The sequence below is a fragment of the Paenarthrobacter sp. CM16 genome (assembly GCF_013179505.1).
Lineage (GTDB): Bacteria > Actinomycetota > Actinomycetes > Actinomycetales > Micrococcaceae > Arthrobacter.
This window is the reverse complement of the sequence record NZ_JABMCX010000609.1, coordinates 1-547: the sequence shown is the minus strand read 5'-3', so window position 1 is coordinate 547 and position 547 is coordinate 1. Positions and strand designations below refer to the sequence as shown.

The following is a 547-nucleotide window of genomic DNA, read 5'->3' as shown; positions in this document are numbered from 1 at the left end:
GCCCGCACTTCGAAGGCCGCAACGCCACGCACCAGATGAAGAAACTGACCATGGAAGACCTCAAAGCCTTCCGTGACCACCTCCGCATCCCCATCAGCGATGAACAACTCGACGCTGACCTCTACCGGCCCCCGTACTACCACCCCGGCATGGACGCCCCGGAAATCCGATACCTGATGGAACGCCGGGCAGAACTTGGCGGGTTCGTCCCCGAACGCCGCCGCAAACACACCGAAGTAGTACTCCCGGACGCGAAGTCCTACGACGTGGCCAAACGCGGATCAGGGAAACAACAAGCCGCCACCACCATGGCCTTCGTCCGGCTGTTGAAGGACCTGATGCGGGATAAGAACTTCGGCGCCCGCTTCGTGCCCGTCGTCCCGGACGAATCCCGGACCTTCGGCATGGACGCGTTCTTCCCGACCGCGAAAATCTACAACCCCAAAGGCCAGAACTACCTCTCCGTGGACCGCGACCTCGTCCTGGCCTACAAAGAATCCCCCGCCGGCCAACTGATCCACCCCGGCATCAACGAAGCCGGCGCCGT

Annotated in this window: 1 pseudogene; it reads left to right on the top strand. The window is 62.5% G+C overall.

Features of this window, described 5'->3' with window-relative positions:
* Nucleotides 1-547 (top strand): annotated as a pseudogene (locus HP499_RS24795) (pyruvate dehydrogenase (acetyl-transferring), homodimeric type); the annotation flags it as partial.